General features: G+C 65.4%; 11 protein-coding genes. 4 read left to right on the top strand and 7 right to left on the bottom strand.

Annotation, left to right across the window (positions count from 1 at the left end):
• Positions 1-2,088, bottom strand: coding sequence for an excinuclease ABC subunit UvrB (gene uvrB, locus DD542_RS21300; protein WP_066151411.1), 2,088 nt, complete (start codon positions 2,086-2,088; stop codon positions 1-3).
• A gap of 105 nt (positions 2,089-2,193) precedes the next feature.
• Between uvrB and DD542_RS21295 the strand changes: the two genes are divergently transcribed.
• The 3 genes from DD542_RS21295 (at position 2,194) to rsxB (ending at position 5,747) form a co-directional block, all read left to right on the top strand.
• Positions 2,194-3,390 (top strand): amino acid aminotransferase, encoded by a 1,197-nt coding sequence (locus tag DD542_RS21295; RefSeq protein WP_066151413.1) that lies wholly within the window; start codon positions 2,194-2,196, stop codon positions 3,388-3,390.
• A 218-nt stretch (positions 3,391-3,608) separates the two neighbouring features.
• On the top strand, positions 3,609-5,039 hold the full coding sequence (gene phaZ, locus DD542_RS21290; protein ID WP_127806990.1) for a polyhydroxyalkanoate depolymerase: 1,431 nt from the start codon (positions 3,609-3,611) through the stop codon (positions 5,037-5,039).
• A gap of 51 nt (positions 5,040-5,090) precedes the next feature.
• On the top strand, positions 5,091-5,747 hold the full coding sequence (gene rsxB / locus DD542_RS21285) for an electron transport complex subunit RsxB (protein WP_066151417.1): 657 nt from the start codon (positions 5,091-5,093) through the stop codon (positions 5,745-5,747).
• Position 5,748: 1 nt separating this feature from the next.
• Here the strand turns inward: rsxB and DD542_RS24295 are convergent, their stop codons facing one another.
• Positions 5,749-8,022, bottom strand: a complete 2,274-nt coding sequence (locus DD542_RS24295) for a methyl-accepting chemotaxis protein (protein WP_347232060.1) — start codon at positions 8,020-8,022, stop codon at positions 5,749-5,751.
• 381 nt (positions 8,023-8,403) lie between these two features.
• Here DD542_RS24295 and DD542_RS21275 point away from each other — a divergent pair, with 381 nt between their 5' ends.
• Positions 8,404-8,775 (top strand): cupin domain-containing protein, encoded by a 372-nt coding sequence (locus DD542_RS21275; RefSeq protein WP_127806989.1) that lies wholly within the window; start codon positions 8,404-8,406, stop codon positions 8,773-8,775.
• 64 nt (positions 8,776-8,839) lie between these two features.
• On the opposite strand, the gene DD542_RS21270 is transcribed toward DD542_RS21275, so the two are convergent.
• From DD542_RS21270 to scpA, 5 genes are read right to left on the bottom strand one after another with little or no spacing between them, the layout of a single operon-like run.
• Entirely contained in the window at positions 8,840-9,331 is a 492-nt protein-coding gene (locus DD542_RS21270; protein ID WP_127806988.1) for a VOC family protein, read from the bottom strand.
• Entirely contained in the window at positions 9,328-11,379 is a 2,052-nt protein-coding gene (gene accC / locus DD542_RS21265) for an acetyl-CoA carboxylase biotin carboxylase subunit (RefSeq protein ID WP_127806987.1), read from the bottom strand. The genes DD542_RS21270 and accC overlap by 4 nt, the downstream gene beginning before the upstream one ends.
• A 20-nt stretch (positions 11,380-11,399) precedes the next feature.
• Entirely contained in the window at positions 11,400-12,932 is a 1,533-nt protein-coding gene (locus DD542_RS21260) for an acyl-CoA carboxylase subunit beta (protein WP_066151425.1), read from the bottom strand.
• A 39-nt stretch (positions 12,933-12,971) separates the two neighbouring features.
• Positions 12,972-13,976 carry a methylmalonyl Co-A mutase-associated GTPase MeaB gene (gene meaB, locus DD542_RS21255; protein ID WP_241559618.1) on the bottom strand — a complete coding sequence of 335 codons (1,005 nt, stop codon included), beginning with the start codon at positions 13,974-13,976 and terminating at the stop codon, positions 12,972-12,974.
• A gap of 16 nt (positions 13,977-13,992) precedes the next feature.
• Complete coding sequence (gene scpA / locus DD542_RS21250; RefSeq protein WP_127806986.1) at positions 13,993-16,155, bottom strand: methylmalonyl-CoA mutase; 2,163 nt, start codon at positions 16,153-16,155, stop codon at positions 13,993-13,995.
• Positions 16,156-16,259 lie beyond the last annotated feature (104 nt).

The raw sequence follows: 16,259 nt of genomic DNA, 5'->3' as shown, positions 1-16,259 counted from the left end.
TCAGGCGACCTTGTCCTGTCCGGAAGCGCCGAACAGACGCTCCTTGAGCCGGGTCAACTGGTCTCGCACAGACGCCGCCTTCTCGAACTCCAGGTTGCGCGCGTGCTCCAGCATCTGCTTTTCCAGCCGCTTGATTTCCCGCGCAGCGTCCTTTTCGTCCAGTGCCTCCAGGTCGGCCTTCTGCGCGCTGGCCGCCGCCAGGCGGTCCGCCTCCCGTCCCGCCTTCTCGCTGTAGACGCCGTCGATCAGGTCCTTGATGCGTTTGACCACACCCTTGGGCGTGATGCCGTTCGCCTCGTTGAACGCGATCTGCTTGGCACGCCGCCGCTCGGTCTCGTCCATCGCCCTCTTCATCGAGTCGGTGATGCGGTCGGCATACAGAATGGCCTTGCCGTTGAGGTTGCGTGCCGCGCGGCCGATGGTCTGGATCAGCGAGCGCTCGGCACGCAGGAAGCCTTCCTTGTCGGCATCCAGAATGGCCACCAGCGACACCTCGGGAATGTCCAATCCCTCGCGCAGCAGGTTGATGCCCACCAGCACATCAAAGGCCCCCAGCCGCAGGTCGCGGATGATCTCGACCCGCTCGACCGTGTCCACGTCGCTGTGCAGGTAGCGCACCTTGACCCCGTTTTCGGTCAGGTAGTCGGTCAGTTGCTCGGCCATGCGTTTGGTCAGCGTGGTGATGAGCACCCGCTCACCCTGCTCCACCCGGATGCGGATCTCCTGCAGCACATCGTCCACCTGGTGGGTGGCCGGCCGCACCTCGACCACGGGGTCGACCAGGCCTGTGGGACGCACCACCTGCTCCACCACCTTGCCGGCGTGCGTCTTCTCGTAGTCGGCCGGCGTGGCCGAGACGAAGATGCACTGGCGCATGCGCTGCTCGAACTCCTCGAACTTCAGCGGCCGGTTGTCCAACGCGCTGGGCAGCCGGAACCCGTATTCCACCAGCGTGGTCTTGCGCTGGCGGTCGCCGTTGTACATGGCGTTGAGCTGGCCGATCATCTGGTGGCTCTCGTCCAGGAACATGATGGCGTCGCGCGGCAGGTAGTCGGTCAGCGTGGCTGGCGGGTCGCCCGGCGCACTGCCGGCCAGGTGGCGCGAATAGTTCTCGATGCCCTTGCAGTGGCCGACCTCGCTGAGCATCTCGATGTCGAAGCGCGTGCGCTGCTCCAGCCGCTGGGCTTCGACCAGTTTGCCCATGCCCACCAGCTGCGCCAGCCGCTCGCGCAGCTCTTCCTTGATGGCCTCGACGGCGCTGAGCACCTGCTCGCGCGGCGTCACGTAGTGGCTGCTGGGGTAGACGGTGAAGCGCGGGATCTTCTGCCGCACCTTGCCCGTGAGCGGGTCGAACAGCTGGAGACTCTCGACCTCGTCGTCGAACAGCTCGATGCGGATCGCCATCTCCGAGTGTTCGGCCGGGAACACGTCGATGGTGTCGCCGCGCACGCGAAACTTGCCTCGGGAAAAGTCTTGCTCGTTGCGGCTGTACTGCATGCGCACCAGCTGTGCGATCAGGTCGCGCTGGCCGGCCTTGTCGCCCACGCGCAGCGTCATCACCATCTGGTGGTAGCTCTCGGGCTTGCCAATGCCATAGATGGCCGAGACGGTGGCCACGATCACCACGTCGCGCCGCTCCAGGATGCTCTTGGTGCAACTCAGCCGCATCTGCTCGATGTGCTCGTTGATCGCACTGTCCTTCTCGATGAACAGATCGCGCTGCGGCACATAGGCCTCGGGCTGGTAGTAGTCGTAATAGCTGACGAAGTACTCGACCGCGTTCTTGGGGAAGAACTCGCGGAATTCGGAGTACAGCTGCGCAGCCAGCGTCTTGTTGGGCGCGAACACGATGGCCGGGCGCCCGATGCGGGCGATCACGTTGGCCATGGTGAAGGTCTTGCCCGAGCCGGTCACGCCCAGCAGGGTCTGGAACACCTCGCCGTCCTCGATGCCTTCGACCAGTCCGGCGATCGCTGTGGGCTGGTCGCCGGCCGGCGGGTAAGGCTGGAACAGCTCGAACGGGGAATCGGGGAAGCGGACGAAGGTGCCGTCCTGCTTTTCCGTGATGACTTCAGAGAGATCCGGCATGGGCGCAGTCAACGAGTGGTGGGGAGCGGCCGTTAAAATTGGCCGAACCCGGCACACTACACCACGCCCGGACTCTTCGCTACTGACAACCTTTCAAGGATTTTCATGTCCCTGTTTTCCGCCGTCGAAATGGCCCCCCGCGACCCCATCCTGGGTCTGAACGAACAATTCGCTGCCGACACCAACCCCAGCAAGGTCAACCTGGGCGTGGGCGTGTACTTCGACGACAACGGCAAGCTGCCGCTGCTGCAGTGCGTGCAGGCCGCGGAGAAGGCGATGATGGACAAACCCGCCGCCCGCGGCTACCTGCCCATCGACGGCATCGTTGCCTACGACAACGCCGTCAAGGCCCTGGTGTTCGGCGCCGAATCCGACGTCGTGAAGTCCGGCCGAGTTTCCACCGTGCAGGCCATCGGCGGCACCGGAGGCCTGAAGATCGGCGCCGACTTCCTGAAAAAGGTCAGCCCGGACGCCAAGGTGCTGATTTCCGACCCGAGCTGGGAAAACCACCGCGCCATCTTCCAGAACGCCGGTTTCGAGGTGGGCAGCTACCGCTACTACGACGCCGCCACCCGCTCGGTGAACTTCGAGGGCATGCTGGCCGACCTGAACGCCGCCGCCCCCGGCACCATCGTCGTGCTGCATGCCTGCTGCCACAACCCCACCGGCTACGACATCACCGCAGCCCAATGGGACCAGGTGATCGCCGCCGTCAAGGCCCGTAATCTGACCGCCTTCCTGGACATGGCCTACCAGGGCTTCGGCCACGGCATCGCCGAAGACGGCGCCGTGATCGGCAAGTTCGTGGCCGCCGGCCTGAACATCTTCGTCTCCACCAGCTTCTCCAAGAGCTTCAGCCTGTACGGCGAGCGCGTCGGGGCCCTGTCGGTGGTGGCATCGGACAAGGACGAGGCCGCGCGCGTGCTGAGCCAGCTCAAGATCGTCATCCGCACCAACTACTCCAACCCGCCGACCCACGGTGGCGCGGTGGTAGCCGCGGTGCTGAACAACCCCGAGCTGCGCGCCCTGTGGGAAAAGGAACTGGGTGAAATGCGCGTGCGCATCAAGGAAATGCGCCAGAAACTGGTGGATGGACTGAAGGCCGCGGGCGTGAAGCAGGACATGAGCTTCATCACCACCCAGATCGGCATGTTCAGCTACTCCGGCCTGTCCAAGGACCAGATGGTGCGCCTGCGCAACGAGTTCGGGGTGTATGGCACGGACACCGGCCGCATGTGCGTGGCCGCCCTGAACAGCAAGAACATCGACTACGTCTGTCAGGCCATTGCCAAGGTCGTTTGATTTTTCTCATGCCCGTCTGCCAAAAGCCGCTCACCGAGCGGCTTTTTTTGTGTCCATTCGCGCTGTTTGCCCGATCTGGCCGGTCAAAACCACGTTTTCCCGACGGCTGATTCCTTTCGCCAAGGTGACACTACGGGGCTGCGAATTAGGTGTTTTTCCCCTCTGGACAGGGGTGCCCTGCTGTTATATTGCACTGCAACATAACCTTTTCAACAGCCATGCTCTACCAGATCTACGAAACCCAGCGCTCGATCATGGAACCCTTCGCCGACCTGGCCGAAGTCACCGCGAAGCTGTTCAGCAACCCGATGTCCCCCCTCGGCCAGTTGCCGATGGCACAACGGATCTCTGCGGGCTACGACCTGCTGCACCGGCTTGGAAAGGATTACGAAAAACCCACTTTCGGCATTCCCACGGTGAACGTGGACGGTGTCGAGGTTGCCATCTACGAGCGCGTGGAAATCGACAAGCCGTTCTGTGAGCTGCGCCGCTTCAAGCGTTTCTCCGACGACACCGCCACCCTGGCCAAGCTCAAGTCCCAACCGGTCGTGCTGATCGTGGCGCCGCTCTCGGGCCACTACGCCACGCTGCTGCGCGACACGGTCAAGACCATGCTCAAGGACCACAAGGTCTACATCACCGACTGGAAGAACGCCCGCCTGGTGCCGCTGTCGGAAGGTGAGTTCCACCTGGACGACTACATCAACTACGTGCAGGAATTCATCCGCTACCTGCAGAAGAACTACGGCAACTGCCACGTGATGAGCGTGTGCCAGCCGACCGTGCCGGTGCTGGCCGCCGTGTCGCTGATGGCCTCGCGCGGCGAGACCACGCCGCTGTCGATGACCATGATGGGCGGACCGATCGACGCCACCAAGTCGCCCACCGCGGTGAACAACCTGGCCACTCAGCGCAGCCACAGCTGGTTCGAGAACAACGTCATCTACCGGGTGCCCGACAAGTTTCCGGGCGCCGGCCGTCGCGTGTATCCGGGTTTCCTGCAGCACACCGGTTTTGTGGCCATGAACCCCGACCGCCACGCCAGCAGCCACTACGACTACTTCCGCGACCTGATCAAGGGCGACAACGAAAGTGCCGAAGCACACCGCAAGTTCTACGACGAGTACAACGCCGTGCTCGACATGGATGCAGACTACTACCTGGAAACCATCAACACGGTGTTCCAGGAGTTCAAGCTGGTCAACGGCACCTGGGATGTGAAGGGCGCGAATGGCAAGACCGAACGCGTGAAACCTCAGGACATCAAGACCTCCGGCCTGCTGACTGTCGAGGGCGAGCTCGACGACATCTCCGGCTCGGGCCAGACCGCCGCCGCCCACGAACTGTGCACCGGCATCCCCAAGACCCACCAGATGCACTACGAAGCCAAGGGCGCGGGCCACTACGGCATCTTCAGCGGCCGCCGCTGGCGCGAAATGGTCTACCCGGTGGTCAAGAGCTTCATCCTGGCCCACCAGCCTGCCAAGGCCACCGATGCGGCCACCACCAGCCCGGCGCCGGTCGCCAGCCCCGCAAAGCCGGCCCCTGCCAAAACCGCGCGGGCGAAAAAGGCCGTTCCCGCCCCGGTTGCCGCGGCGCCCGCCGCCAAGCGTCCTGTGGCCAAGAAGGCCGCGCGCAAGACCTCCTGACAGCGCCCCGGGGCCCCGGGGCCCCGGGTGCCCCGGGTACACTCGCGCCCCATGAACGAACTGGCCCGGCGCATCGATGCCGCACTGCCCCAGACGCAGTGCACCCGCTGCGGCTACCCCGACTGCGCGAGCTACGCGCAGGCCGTCGCTGCGGGCGAGGCCGGCATCAACCAGTGCCCCCCGGGTGGGCGCGAGGGCATCGAGCGGCTGGCGGCGATCACCGGACAGACGGCCAGCGACCTCAACCCCGCCAACGGCATCGAAGGACCGCTGACTCTGGCGGTGATCGACGAAGACTGGTGCATCGGCTGCACCCTGTGCATCAAGGCCTGCCCGACCGACGCCATCGTCGGCAGCAACAAGCGCATGCACACCGTCATCGAGCCCTACTGCACGGGCTGTGAACTCTGCATCCCGGTCTGTCCGGTCGACTGCATCTCGCTGGAGGTGGTCAGTGGCGAGCGCACCGGATGGGGCGCCTGGACTCCCGCCCAGGCGGAGCAGGCCCGCGAGCGCTACACCCGGCGCTCGATCCGGCTGGTGCGGGAGAAGCAGGAGCACGAGGCGCGCCTGGAGGCCAAGGCCCGCATGAAGCTGGCCGACCTGTCGGCGCACTCGCAACACACCGATCCGGTCGTGCTCGACAAGAAGCGGGCCGTGATCGAGGCGGCGCTGGCCCGCGCCCGCGAGCGCCGCGGGCAGGGCTGACTCAGGCCGACACCGTCAGCGACTTGTAGACACCACAACCGACGTACAGATCGTCGACCTTGGTGACGTAGGACATCTTGGTCTGCACCACACCGGTCTGCGGGTTGGTGATGTCGTACTCCACCCAGCCCGGTTCCAGTTCGGCCTGTGCCACGATGGCTTCGAACAGCGAAGCGCCGTCCACACCGGGAATGTCCTGCACGCGGCCGCCAACCTTCTCAGGGTGACCGCCAAACGCGCGATAGGCCCCGCTGCTGTCGAGCGCGAAGACGTACATGTCGCGGTCGTGGAAGTTCTGCGCCGGATCGGTGATCTGGTTCAGGAAGCCATCGCGACTGCTGCGGGCACGCAGTTCAAGTGCCCGCTGGACCAGCGCCATCGCCTCCTCGGCCGCACCCTGCTGGAGCTGGAAGGACGACACCGCCTGGGCCAGCGTGGCAGCCCGACCTTCCAGCTGTGTGGCCTGCTGGACCGCGCGCTCGACCATGCGGGCGTTGCGCTGCGTGATTTCATCGAGCTGCCCCACCGCGGACGAGATTTCGCTGAGGCCACCGCTCTGCTCGGCGCTGGCCGCCGAAATCAGTGACATGTTGGCGGCCACGCCGCGCACGCCGTTGACGATCTCGGTCATGCCCGTGCCGGCGGCCCGGATCTGGGCCACGCTGGTGGAGACCTGCTGCCCGGAAGCCTGGATCAGTTCCCGGATCTCCCGCGACGACGCCGCCGAGCGCTGAGCCAGGCTCCGCACCTCGGCCGCCACCACGGCGAAACCACGGCCCTGTTCGCCGGCGCGCGCAGCTTCGACGGCGGCATTCAGCGCCAGGATGTTGGTCTGGAACGCCAGGCTGTCGATCACGCCGATGATCTCGTTCATTTGCTGGGCACTTTTCTGGATGCCCTCGACCGATTCGACCGCACGCACCATGGCCTGTGCGCCGCTCTCGGCGATGTCGCGGACCCGGGAGGCCTGCGCATCCGAGTCGCCCGCAGTCTGGGCATTGCGCTGCACCGTGCTGGAGAGCTCCTGCACGCTGGCGGCGGTCTGTTCCAGGTTGGCCGCCTGCTGCTCGGTGCGGTCGGCCAGTTCGCGGTTGCCGGTGGCCAGGCTCTTGCCGGCATAGGCGACCAGCGCGGAGTTGCTGCGCACCTCGGCCACCATGGCCGACAGGTTGCCGATCATGTCCTGCAGCTGGGACGCCAGATCGGCCAGTTCGTCGGTGCCACGCACCGTCACGCGGGTGCGCAGGTTGCCCTTGGCGGTCTCGGCCATCACATGGCTGACATGCCGGAAGTCGATCACAAAGCTGAAATAAAACGACGTGAGCAGGTAGCCCATGGCCGCCATGCCCAGAACGGCGGCGCCGATCGCCACCCACCGCTGGAGTTCCGCGGCCGCTTTGCGCTCTTCCAGCAGTTGCGTCAGTCGCGCAAGCACGGCGCCTTGGTAGGCCTGTGCCGCGTTGATGGCCGTGGTGCCTGCGGCGAAATACTCCGTGGGCGCCACGCTGCCGGAGCCATTGGCGGCACCCAGCGCAAGCGCCACGAACGATTCCGAGGCCTTGATGGCCTCTTCGGCTGGCAGGCCGGTCTGTCCGTAGCGCTGGGCGAACGCGGTGGCGAAGCGGAAGTCGTCGGTTTCACCTGCCAACAACTGCAGCTGGGAGCGAAGGCCCGCAGCGGCGTCGCCCATGCCTTCAGGCCGGCTGAGCAACCCGGCGCCCTCTCCCCTGAGACGGGCCATGCGCTCGGTCCATGGCACGGTGCGGGAGACCACGATGTCCATGAGGAAGTAGCTCGCAGGATCGGGATCGAACAGCAGGTGCGAGCGTTCGCCGGTGGTGTACATGAGCCGCTTGATGTCGGCGATCAGGGCGGTGTGGGTGTCGAACGCCTGCTCGCGCGATAGCTTTTCGGTGTCTGCCAGCCGCTGCACGCGGGCTTCCAGGTCGCGCCAGACCTGTGTGAGGCCCATTTCTTCGCGCGCCGCAGTCAGCGCCGCGCCTGCGGTGGTCAGTGTGGTGGGCAGGGACTCTCGGGTCTTGTCGAGGGAGGAACGCGCGGCCGCTTCGCCTGCCAGCAGCATGTTTGTCTGCCCCCGGTGGGTCTGCAGGACTGTCACCAGACGGCCCAGGGCAGAGATGCCCTGAACGCCCTGCGCCTCACCTTCCAGGAGGTGGATTTCGTCCGAGATGCGCTGCACCAGCGATACGCAGACCACCAGCATCGGAACAACGATCGCCATCGCGAGAATCCCCAGCTTGACGGGGAGTCTCATTTTGCGCATCAGCCATACGCCGGGCATGAACGGTTGGACTCGTGACATGGCTCATCAGCTCCTTCTCTCTGATCAGACTTCTATCGGCAGTTCGCTGGTCTTGTTGAATTGGGATAGACCCGCAAGCGACGTCTGTCAGTGAAACTGGGGCAGTCCGAGGGCCTTGGTGCCCGCAGTCGTCGCCTTGCGACATCCGGGAAACCCCGTGAGGGGTGGCATGGTTCTGGTTGGGGTGTTCGTGGGTGCCCATGGCGGACTCCTCGGAATGCGGACGGTGAGGTGAGCCCCAGCGTAGGACAAGTGCCTGCCGCGCAATGCGCTGAAGAGCGCCTGTCTTCCATGCCTGTTCCAACCGCAGCCAGGCGACGGCACAATCCGCGCATGACCGCGACCGCCCATCTCCTCAAACTGACCGCGCGCCCCGAGGGCACCCCGTCCGTCGACCACCCGCGCCCGGAGCGGCTGTTGCGCGGAAACCCCATGCGGGAAACCTGGAACCTGGTCGACGAGGGTTTGCCGGCCGGGCAGGTGTATTGCGGCGTCTGGCGCTGCGAGCCGGGGCACTGGCGGATCGCCATGGGGCCGACCGAGCGCGAACTGTTCACCGTGCTCGAAGGCCGCTGCCGGGTGCACGATGCGACGGGCGGCTTCGAGGAGGCCGGACCGGGAGAAGGCATCTACATTCCGCCCGGCTTCGAAGGGGCGTTCGAGGTACTGGAGCCGCTGACCAAGACCTACATGATCTGCGAGTGAACGCTGAATAAAAATGCCCCGCCAGGCGTGCACCCGGCGGGGCTGTCTCCTCGGCTTCTCTGGTTCAACCGGGTTGTTTGTCCAGGGCAGCGAATGCGTTGACCACCTCGGGCGGGGCCTGCACCAGCTCGATCAGCACGCCCTCACCCGCGATCGGGAACTGCTCGTTCGCCTTGGGGTGCAGGAAGGTGATGTCAAAACCCGCCGCGCCCTTGCGGATGCCGCCCGGCGCAAAGCGCACGCCCTGGGCCGTGAGCCACTCCACCGCCACCGGCAGGTTGTCGATCCACAGGCCGATGTGGTTGAGCGGCGTCGTGTGGACCGCCGGCTTCTTCTCCGGGTCCATGGGCTGCATCAGGTCGACCTCGACCTTGAACGGGCCGCTGCCGATGGCGCAGATGTCTTCGTCCACGTTCTCGCGCTCGCTCTGGAAGGTGCCGGTCTTCTCCAGCCCCAGCATGTCCACCCACAGCGTCTGCAGGCGCAGCTTGTCCGGACCGCCGATGGCAATCTGCTGGACACCCAGCACCTTGAAAGGCCTTGGGGTCCCCTTCATTTCTCGAACTCCACGATGGGCTGGTCGACCACCAGGGATTCGCCCTTGGACGCGAGCACCTTGGCCACCACGCCATCGGCCGCGGCGAACAGCACGTTCTCCATCTTCATGGCCTCGATCACGGCCACGCGCTCACCGGCCTGCACCTTCTGGCCGACCTGCACCGCCACATCCACCAGCAGGCCCGGCATGGGCGACAGCACGTATTTGCTCATGTCCGGAGGGGCCTTGAACGGCATGAGCTGGTGCAGCTCGGCCATGCGCGGCGACACCACCATGGTCTCCAGCTTGGTGCCGTTGTGCTGCACCACCAGCGCCAGCGGGTTCTTGGCCGAACCGCGTTCCATCTGCGCGGTGAAAGGCTGACCGTTGCACTCGCCCGTGATGACGATGTCGTTCAGGCGCGAGGGCGAGCTGATCTTGAAGCGCTTCTCGCCCACGGTGACGGAGGCGTAGCCGGTTTCGCCAACGAACTCGTCCACGTGCACCGGGGTGTAGCGGTGCTGACCATCTGCGCCGAGGCTGATGACGGTGTAGTCCTTGCCCACCTTGACGCCATAACCCGGCAGCTGGCCGGAGATGCCGGTGGCACGCTCACGGCTCTTGCGGCGCACGAAGGCGGCCAGCGCCACCAGGAAGTCCGGGTCGTCGTGCGGCACGTCCTCGGCGCGGAAGCCGCTGGCGTAGTGCTGGGCGATGAAGCCGGTATTGAAGTTGCCCGAGACGAAATCCGGGTGGGCCAGCAGTGCCGCCTGGAACGGGATGTTGCTGTTGATGCCGCGAATGACAAATCCGTTGAGCGCCTCGCGCATCTTGGCGATGGCGTCGTTGCGGTCCTTGCCGTGCACGATGAGCTTGGCGATCATCGAGTCGTAGTGCATCGGGATCTCACCGCCCTCGAACACGCCGGTGTCCACCCGCACGCCGTGCTTGTGCGCCGTGTCGGCCTGCCACATGCTTTCCGTCGGCGGCGTGAAACGCACCAGTCGGCCGGTGGACGGCAGGAAGTTGCGGAACGGGTCTTCGGCGTTGATGCGGCACTCCATGGCCCAGCCATCGCGCTTCACATCGGCCTGGGTGAAGGCCAGCTTCTCGCCCGCGGCCACGCGGATCATCTGCTCCACCAGGTCCAGGCCGGTGATGCACTCGGTGACCGGGTGCTCCACCTGCAGCCGGGTGTTCATCTCCAGGAAGTAGAAGTCCTGGTCCTTGCCGACCACGAACTCCACCGTGCCCGCGCTCTGGTACTTCACCGCCTTGGCCAGGGCCACGGCCTGCTCGCCCATGGCCTTGCGCGTGGCGTCGGAAATGAAGGGCGACGGTGCTTCCTCGATCACCTTCTGGTGGCGGCGCTGGATCGAGCACTCGCGCTCGTTGAGATACAGCACGTTGCCGTGGCTGTCGCCCAGGATCTGGATCTCGATGTGGCGCGGCTGCTCGACGAACTTCTCGATGAAGATGCGGTCGTCGCCGAAGCTGTTGCGGGCCTCGTTCTGGCAGGCGGTAAAGCCTTCCAGCGCCTCCTTGTCGTTGAAGGCCACACGCAGGCCCTTGCCACCGCCACCGGCCGAAGCCTTGATCATCACCGGGTAGCCGATGCCGTTGGCGATCTCCACCGCGCGCTCGGCCGACGGAATGGGGTCGTTGTAGCCGGGGATGGTGTTGACCTTGGCCTCGTTGGCCAGCTTCTTGGACGCGATCTTGTCGCCCATGGCCGCAATCGAATGGGCCTTGGGCCCGATGAAGGCGATGCCTTCCTTCTCGCAGCGTTCGGCAAAGGCCTCGTTCTCCGACAGGAAGCCGTAGCCAGGGTGGATGGCCTCGGCGCCGGTCTGCTTGGCGGCGGCAATGATCTTGTCGGCCACCAGGTAGGACTCACGCGAGGGCGCCGGGCCCAGCAGCACGGCCTCGTCGGCCAGGCGCACGTGGCGCGCCTCCTTGTCGGCCTCGGAGTACACGGCCACGGTGGCGATGCCCATCTTGCGGGCGGTGGCGATGACGCGGCAGGCAATCTCGCCGCGGTTGGCAATCAGGATCTTCTTGAACATGTTGTTTTCTCCTCGGGCAATCAGAGGGGGATGTTCCCGTGCTTGCGCCACGGGTTTTCGATCTTCTTGTCCTTCAACATGACAAGGCTGCGGCAGATGCGCTTGCGGGTTTCGGAAGGCAGGATCACGTCGTCGATGAAGCCGCGCGCGCCGGCAACGAAGGGGTTGGCAAAGCGCGCCTTGTATTCGGCCTCGCGCTCGGCCAGCTTGGCCGGGTCCTTCTTCTCTTCGCGGAAGATGATTTCCACCGCGCCCTTGGCGCCCATCACCGCGATCTCGGCATTGGGCCAGGCGAAGTTGACGTCGCCTCGCAGGTGCTTGGAGGCCATCACGTCGTAGGCGCCGCCATAGGCCTTGCGCGTGATGACGGTGATCTTGGGCACGGTGCACTCCGCATACGCGTACAGGAGCTTGGCACCGTGCTTGATGATGCCGCCGTACTCTTGAGAAGTGCCGGGCATGAAGCCGGGCACGTCCACGAAGGTCACGACCGGGATGTTGAAGGCGTCGCAGAAGCGCACGAAGCGCGCCGCCTTGATCGAGCTCTTGATGTCCAGGCAACCGGCCAGCACCAGCGGCTGGTTGGCCACGATGCCCACCGTCTGACCGTCCATGCGGGCGAAGCCGACGATGATGTTCTTGGCGTAGTCGGGCTGGATCTCGAAGAAGTCGCCGTCGTCGACCGTCTTGAGGATCAGCTCCTTCATGTCGTAGGGCTTGTTCGGGTTGTCCGGCACCAGCGTGTCCAGGCTCTTGTCCATGCGGTCGATCGGATCACCGCTGGGGCGCACCGGCGCCTTTTCCCGGTTGTTGAGCGGCAGGTAGTTGTAGAGGCGGCGCAGCATCAACAGCGCTTCCACATCGTTCTCGAACGCGCCGTCGGCTACGCCGCTCTTGGTGTTGTGCGTCACCGCGCCGCCCAGCTCCTCGGCGGTCACTTCCTCGTGCGTCACCGTCTTCACCACCTCGGGGCCGGTCACGAACATGTAGGAGCTGTCCTTGACCATGAAGATGAAGTCGGTCATGGCGGGCGAGTACACGGCGCCACCGGCCGAGGGGCCCATGATCATGCTGATCTGCGGGATCACGCCGCTGGCCATCACGTTGCGCTGGAACACCTCGGCGTAACCGCCAAGCGAGGCCACACCTTCCTGGATACGAGCGCCGCCCGAATCGTTCAGGCCGATCACCGGGGCACCGACCTTCATGGCCTGGTCCATGATCTTGCAGATCTTCTCGGCGTGCGCTTCGGACAGCGCGCCGCCGAACACCGTGAAGTCCTGGCTGAAGACGAACACCAGGCGGCCGTTGATCATGCCGTAGCCGGTCACGACGCCGTCGCCGGGGATCTTCTGGTCCTGCATGCCGAAGTCCACGCAGCGGTGCTCCACGAACATGTCCCACTCTTCGAAGGTGCCTTCGTCGAGCAGCACTTCCAGGCGCTCACGCGCCGTCAGCTTGCCCTTGCTGTGCTGGGCGGCGATGCGCTTCTCGCCGCCGCCCAGGCGCGCCGCGGCGCGCTTCTTTTCCAGTTGGTCCAGGATGTCTTGCATGGTGGTCTCTCCGGTGAAATCGTTGTGATCGGGTGGACGTCAGTCGAACCGTTCGAGCAATTGGCGTGCGGCGGTGGAGGCGGCGAGCTCGCCAGCCTGCACCTGCCGCGTGAAAAGGTCCAGCGCCTCGCGCACCCGCGGGTGCTCACGAAAGCGCTGCTTGAGGCCGGCGTCGATGCGCTCCCACATCCAGGCCGAGGCCTGGTGCTGGCGGCGCGTGGCCAGGCGCCCGTTGGCGGTCTGCAGCCGCTTGAACTCGCTCACGGCGGTCCAGAACGTGTCCACGCCCTGCCCGTGCAGCGCACTGATCTGGATCACCTGCGGGTGCCAGACTTTCTGATCGTGATGGACGTGTTCAGGGTTGCCGTGCAGGCCCAGCAGCCGCAGCGACGAGGTAATCTGCGCGCGGGCGCGGGTGGCGGCATCGGGGTCGATGTCGGCCTTGTTGATGACCACGAGGTCCGCCAGTTCCATCACACCCTTCTTGATCGCCTGCAGGTCGTCGCCCGCGTTGGGCAGCTGCAGCAGGCAGAACATGTCGGTCATGCCGTGCACCGCGGTCTCGCTCTGGCCCACGCCCACGGTCTCGACGATCACCACGTCGTAGCCCGCCGCCTCGCAGACCAGCATGGCCTCGCGCGTCTTCTCGGCCACGCCACCCAGTGTGCCGCTGCTCGGGCTCGGCCGGATGTAGGCCTTCTCGTGGACCGAGAGATGCTCCATGCGCGTCTTGTCGCCCAGGATGGAACCGCCCGAGACCGACGACGAAGGGTCGACCGCCAGCACCGCCACCCGGTGACCGAGACCGATCAGATAGAGCCCAAGCGCCTCGATGAAGGTGCTCTTGCCCACGCCTGGCACGCCGCTGATGCCCAAACGGAACGCGCCGCCAGAGTGCGGCAGCAACCCGGTCAGCAGCTCATCGGCCTGCTGGCGGTGGTCGGCGCGGGTGGACTCCAGCAGCGTGATGGCCTTGGCCATGGCGCGGCGCTGGACGGCCGGCGCACCGCCAACGATGCCCGCCTGGATCTGGTCAGGGGTCACGGATGCGTCCGGACGGTCAGGCTGCGCCCACCGCTTTGCGAATCTGTTCCAGCACGTCCTTCGCACTGGCCGGGATCGGGGTGCCGGGGCCGTAGACGCCCTTGACGCCCGCCTCGTACAGAAAGTCGTAGTCCTGGCGCGGGATCACGCCGCCCACGAACACCACGATGTCGTCGGCGCCCTGGTCTTTCAGGGCCTTGATGATGGCCGGCACCAGGGTCTTGTGGCCGGCGGCCAGGGTTGAGACGCCGACCGCGTGCACGTCGTTCTCGATGGCCTGGCGAGCGCACTCTTCCGGGGTCTGGAACAGCGGGCCCATGTCCACGTCGAAGCCCAGGTCGGCGAACGCAGTGGCGACGACCTTGGCGCCGCGGTCGTGGCCGTCCTGGCCCAGCTTGGCGATCATCACGCGCGGGCGGCGTCCCTGCGCGGTGGCAAAGTCGGCGATTTCGGTCTTGAGCTGTTCCCAGCCCTCGGCAGAGTCGTAAGCAGCGGCGTACACCCCGGTCACCTTCTGTGTGTCGGCGCGGTGGCGCCCGTAGATCTTCTCCAGCGCGTCGGACACTTCGCCGACGGTGGCGCGCAGGCGGATGGCCTTGATCGCCAAGTCCAGCAGATTGCCCTGATCCGACTCGGCGGCGGCGGTGAGCGCGTCCAGCGCGGCCTGCACCGCGGCATTGTCGCGGCTGGCCTTGATGGTCTTCAGGCGGGCGATCTGGCTTTCGCGCACCTTGACGTTGTCCACCTCCAGGATGTCGATGGCGTCTTCCTGCTTGAGCTTGTACTTGTTGACGCCAACGATCACGTCCTTGCCGGAGTCGATGCGCGCCTGCTTCTCGGCCGCGGCGGCCTCGATCTTCAGCTTGGCCCAGCCGCTGTCCACCGCCTTGGTCATGCCGCCCATGGCGTCGACCTCTTCGATGATCTTCCAGGCCTCGTCGGCCATCTGCTGGGTCAGCGACTCCATCATGTAGCTGCCGGCCCAGGGGTCGACCACGTTGGTGATGTGCGTTTCTTCCTGGATGATGAGCTGCGTGTTGCGCGCGATGCGGGCGCTGAACTCGGTCGGCAGCGCGATGGCCTCGTCGAACGAGTTGGTGTGCAGCGACTGGGTGCCACCGAACACGGCCGCCATGGCTTCGATGGTGGTGCGCACCACGTTGTTGTACGGGTCCTGCTCGGTCAGCGACCAGCCCGAGGTCTGGCTGTGCGTGCGCAGCATCAGGCTCTTGGGGTTCTTGGCGTTGAAGCCCTTCATGATGCGGCACCACAGCAGGCGGGCCGCGCGCATCTTGGCAATCTCCAAGTAGAAGTTCATGCCCACCGCCCAGAAGAAGCTCAGGCGGCCGGCGAACTCGTCCACGTCCATGCCCTTGGCGATGGCGGTCTTCACGTACTCCTTGCCGTCGGCCAGGGTGAAGGCCATCTCCAGCGCCTGGTTGGCGCCGGCTTCCTGCATGTGGTAGCCCGAAATCGAGATCGAGTTGAACTTCGGCATGTTCTTGGCCGTGTACTCGATGATGTCGCCGATGATCTTCATCGACGGCTCGGGCGGGTAGATGTACGTGTTGCGGACCATGAACTCCTTGAGGATGTCGTTCTGGATGGTTCCGCTCAGCTTGTCCTGGCTCACGCCCTGCTCTTCCGCCGCCACCACGTAGCCGGCCAGGATGGGCAGCACCGCGCCGTTCATGGTCATCGAGACGCTGACCTTGTCCAGCGGGATCTCGTTGAACAGGATCTTCATGTCCTCGACGGAGTCGATCGCCACCCCGGCCTTGCCGACGTCGCCGGTGACGCGCGGGTGGTCGGAGTCGTAGCCGCGGTGGGTGGCCAGATCAAAGGCCACCGACACGCCCTGCCCGCCGGCGGCCAGCGCCTTGCGGTAGAAGGCGTTGGACTCTTCGGCGGTCGAAAAGCCGGCGTACTGGCGGATGGTCCAGGGGCGCACCGCGTACATGGTGGCCTGCGGGCCGCGGATGTAGGGTTCAAACCCCGGCAGGGTGTTGGTGTACGGCAGGTCCTTGGTGTCTTCAGCCGTGTACAGCGGCTTGACGCTGATGCCGTCGGGCGTGACCCAGTTGAGCGCGTTCACGTCGCCACCGGGTGCGGATTTCTGGGCGGCCTTGGCCCAGGCTTCGAGGTTGGCGGGGGCGAATTCGTTGGGTTTCTGGCTCATGGCAAGGGCTCGCTCTGGCGGACGGACAGCGGTGTGGGATCTGCAACAGATCCGGCTGCGGAGTTTACATCATTCATAATTATTGATGCAAAATATTCCAGCGG

This window comes from Hydrogenophaga sp. NH-16, assembly GCF_004006415.1.
Taxonomy (GTDB): Bacteria; Pseudomonadota; Gammaproteobacteria; order Burkholderiales; family Burkholderiaceae_C; genus Hydrogenophaga; species Hydrogenophaga pseudoflava.
Note: the sequence above shows the minus strand (reverse complement) of the source record. Positions and strands in the feature narration are given on the sequence as shown.

Bases quoted from the DNA above. Each gene is read 5' to 3' on its own strand.
- DD542_RS21260 (WP_066151425.1), bottom strand. From the start codon at position 12,932: ATGCAAGACATCCTGGACCAACTGGAAAAGAAGCGCGCCGCGGCGCGC.
- scpA (WP_127806986.1), bottom strand. From the start codon at position 16,155: ATGAGCCAGAAACCCAACGAATTCGCCCCCGCCAACCTCGAAGCCTGG.
- rsxB (WP_066151417.1), top strand. From the start codon at position 5,091: ATGAACGAACTGGCCCGGCGCATCGATGCCGCACTGCCCCAGACGCAG.
- uvrB (WP_066151411.1), bottom strand. From the start codon at position 2,088: ATGCCGGATCTCTCTGAAGTCATCACGGAAAAGCAGGACGGCACCTTC.
- DD542_RS21295 (WP_066151413.1), top strand. From the start codon at position 2,194: ATGTCCCTGTTTTCCGCCGTCGAAATGGCCCCCCGCGACCCCATCCTG.
- phaZ (WP_127806990.1), top strand. From the start codon at position 3,609: ATGCTCTACCAGATCTACGAAACCCAGCGCTCGATCATGGAACCCTTC.
- DD542_RS21275 (WP_127806989.1), top strand. From the start codon at position 8,404: ATGACCGCGACCGCCCATCTCCTCAAACTGACCGCGCGCCCCGAGGGC.
- accC (WP_127806987.1), bottom strand. From the start codon at position 11,379: ATGTTCAAGAAGATCCTGATTGCCAACCGCGGCGAGATTGCCTGCCGC.
- DD542_RS24295 (WP_347232060.1), bottom strand. From the start codon at position 8,022: ATGAGACTCCCCGTCAAGCTGGGGATTCTCGCGATGGCGATCGTTGTT.
- DD542_RS21270 (WP_127806988.1), bottom strand. From the start codon at position 9,331: ATGAAGGGGACCCCAAGGCCTTTCAAGGTGCTGGGTGTCCAGCAGATT.